General features: G+C 43.1%; 3 protein-coding genes. All 3 read right to left on the bottom strand.

The genetic code is table 11. The annotated features are described in order from the left end of the window. Positions 1-319: 319 nt before the first annotated feature. Genes BIV59_RS17070 through BIV59_RS17080 form a run of 3 tightly spaced genes read right to left on the bottom strand, consistent with a single transcriptional unit; the run spans position 320 to position 3043 of the window. On the bottom strand, positions 320-1120 hold the full coding sequence (locus BIV59_RS17070) for an ExeA family protein (RefSeq protein WP_071352662.1): 801 nt from the start codon (positions 1118-1120) through the stop codon (positions 320-322). Beyond that, on the bottom strand, positions 1113-2468 hold the full coding sequence (locus BIV59_RS17075) for a DDE-type integrase/transposase/recombinase (protein WP_071352663.1): 1356 nt from the start codon (positions 2466-2468) through the stop codon (positions 1113-1115). Before BIV59_RS17075 ends, BIV59_RS17070 begins: the two co-directional genes overlap by 8 nt. 44 nt (positions 2469-2512) lie before the next feature. Beyond that, the gene (locus BIV59_RS17080) at positions 2513-3043 is read right to left on the bottom strand and encodes a DUF6431 domain-containing protein (protein WP_276205153.1); all 531 of its coding nucleotides are present in this window, start codon (positions 3041-3043) and stop codon (positions 2513-2515) included. Between the last annotated feature and the right edge of the window lie 208 nt (positions 3044-3251).

Here is a 3251-nt window from a genome sequence, read left to right on the forward strand (position 1 = left end):
TGTTAATGACGTACTGCATTGTCAGGAAATTGACGTTATTATTTGTCCTAAAACTGACGGATTTACTGTCCAAAATGAAAGGGAAGCAGTTATTTGCTTCCCTACCGATTTTAGAAATCTACTTGATACGTCTCATTTTTCTTGAGATAGAACCTTACGTGTATACCATCCTTCTCCAACTCCATGCGGCCGGAAAGAGTTCTGCCATTCCTAGATGAAAATCAAACCATTTACCACATCGCTTTGTACCCGAACTATCTCCACAAAACACAACCCAACCATCCAACTTCACTATATTACGTTTCTTTCCAGAGGCTTGTCATGAAAGTTCCCCTTGGATGACTTGTTTGATCATGTGGTCATCAATGATTCTCCGGCAATTTTGCGAGCCAAATAGAAGACTATGTGTACACAGTTTATTTATGAGCCTTGCGGCTCCACCAGAGTACCGGTGGATTTCATCAATCGCGCCATCAGAGAATATGGGCTGATCAACTCCTGCATACTGAAGGTGCCTGGATACATATTCTCCAAGCTGTGCCCTGTCGAGGTGCCCCAACTGGAATTGGATATCAATCCTTTGGCGTATCGCTGCGTATGACTGTAGGCGCAGGCGATCCCATAATTCACTCTGGCCTACCAGAATAAGCGCCATTGGACTTTGTGAATCCATTTTAAAGTTCAGTAGGAAACGAACTTCTTCAAGCATTTCCCGGTCCAATAGATGAGCTTCATCCACTACAACTACAGGCTGTAATCCTCGTATGCCTTTCATTAATTCAATCTCACGGTGAAGTTGTCTTTTCGCATCCCCACGATAAAACTTAGCTTCAGACCCTAATTGTTCCAAAAGTCCTTTGTAAAAATGGCGAGGAGTCAACTTAGAGTCGGACAGATAAAGGACATGGAATTTCCCTTTGTCCAATTTGTCCACAAACTTACGAATTGTCGTCGTCTTTCCAGTACCGCTATCCCCACTAAGAACGGCAAAAAGCTGTCTTTCAGCTGTATACTTCAGTCTTCCAAGGATTTCTTGCATCATGGAGGAATCATACAATTGGTCAGTCGGAAGATTTCTGGCAAAAGGGGTATGATCCATTTCATAGAAAGCTTCAAACACAGGAATCATCCTCCTTCCAAACAGCACGGAAGGTTACGGCAGGCTTCTGCTCGATTTGGCGTTCCTGATTCTTTCGTTCAGCTGCCTTTAATAATCTTGAAGAGTCAACCCCCTGCACCTGCAGGTGCTCAGGTAACGCTGGGCGTTTCCCGGCCCGTTCTCCTATGACAAGCTTTTTGGCTCTCCAAGGAGTATAATCTTCAAATTCAATGGTAAGCTCTTCGGTATTTGCGGGGTCATAGACAATATCAACCTGACGTCCAATGAACGCCAAGCCCACTTCATATTTTTGATCCATGAAACTGATGCATCCCGATTTATCAACTTTCCTTGTGTCAGAATGTAGAAATGCATGGCTTAATGTATCCGAATCGATGAACCGAATTGCTTTCTTATCTGAACGAAATGCTGTTTCTGGACTGACTTTCTCCTCAAGGGCAGAGTGAGATTTATTCTGATAACACTCTGTCAGCCATACTTGGAATAGTTCATTCAGGCGATCAAGGGTACTGGGCTTTTCGATGACTGCTTCACTGATGAATGAATCTATAACTCTATTAAACCTTTCGATTTTGCCTTTCGATTCTGCTGAGTATGGTCTTGTGTAAGTAAGGCGAGTGCCTATTTTTGAGCAAGTACGGGACATCCATTTGGTTCGATATTGCTTCCCATTGTCAAAATAAACAGCCTCTGGAACACCGTATTTTTGGATGGCCTGCCGAAAGGCATCCTCAATGATTCTTGAATCCAAGGTAGGGTAGAAAGCTGCATGAAGCACATACCTGGTGGCATCATCGATAAAAGCGACAAGATACACTTGTTTCTTCATTCCATTTGGACCAATCGGCAAGTAAGGACCATACTTGATATCAGACTGCCAGAGTTGGTTACGATGGCGTTTCTGGAACCTTCGGGCTGCTGCTCCTGTCTGGGAATAGAGTCGCATTTGTCGTGTGCTGTAACCTTTTTCTGTGAGCTTTTCCTGGAGAGTAGATCTTTTAATTTGTCCTGATCCAGCTAAACCTTCCCACTCAAGAATTTGTATAATTTGAGCTACGCTCCGGCTTGGTACTTCCTTACGAAGAAGTATCGCCTGTTCCAATAGATGAAGAGGGATGGCTTCTGACTTTCGAGTAGCTTTTCTCCTATGTGGCTTCAATCCCCCAAAACCGTATTCACGATATTGAGCTAGATATCGTCTGATGGTTCTTTCTGAAAGACCGTTGGCCTTCGCTATCTGATCTCTTAATTCTTTTACTTTCCCAGCGTCAAGCCCCTCTGCCAATAAAGGAGATATCAGCTGGAAACGCTGCACTGCCAATTCTTCTGATTTATTGTGATTCCTCATGATACACTCTCCTCTCTGTGTCTATCATGAGTGTAAATCAGGGGTTATTGGACAAGGAATGCAGAACGGGTGTGTATCCAAAAATTAATATTTACGATGGGACGGACAATTCTTGTCAGCCATCCATTGGCATCTCCTGCCAAGCGTCCTATCCTTTGAAGTGCAGTCCCTGAACCTTTGGACGTGAAATCCAGGGGGATGTTTCCTTGATTGGTCCTGAACATGATAGAAGTCAAACAGCCTATCCAATAATCCACAAATTGATGAAACCAGCCATGCCATCTCGCAAGGGTGGAATCATCGGCCGGAACAATGTGGGTGGAAGGGTTCGTAAGAACGTTTTCGATACATTCAGCCTCATAACGTTTATAAGGAATTAATAAATCTGGAAGTTCATGATGTATGGACTGGCAATTGGTGCACTGTAATCTTCGAATGTTATATGTCTTACTATGCCCTGTATGATCCTTGGCTTTCCGATTCTTTGTACCTCTAACCAACATGTCTTTCCCGCAACAAGGGGAAGGGATCCTCCCCGCACCCCTAACTAAAAACTCCGGTAATAGTGTTTTCAATCAGCTGATAATTTGATACAATAACCATATACTTTTTTGTGGGACGTCTCCTGTATAACTGTTGGCGCAGTTATACAATATGGGGGACGTCTTTTCCTTTCTCTAAGATTAATATCTAAATATTTAGAATTCTATATGGACATTATAATCGACTAATTATGGACAGGCAATACCGTCAACTTTCGGAAATTTAGGGGTGTCAAAAACA

This window comes from Bacillus sp. MUM 13 (genome assembly GCF_001866725.1).
Classification (GTDB): domain Bacteria; phylum Bacillota; class Bacilli; order Bacillales; family DSM-1321; genus Peribacillus.

What these genes read in the sequence shown, in the direction of transcription:
- BIV59_RS17075 (WP_071352663.1), bottom strand. Translation starts at nt 2,468, where the DNA reads ATGAGGAATCACAATAAATCAGAAGAATTGGCAGTGCAGCGTTTCCAG.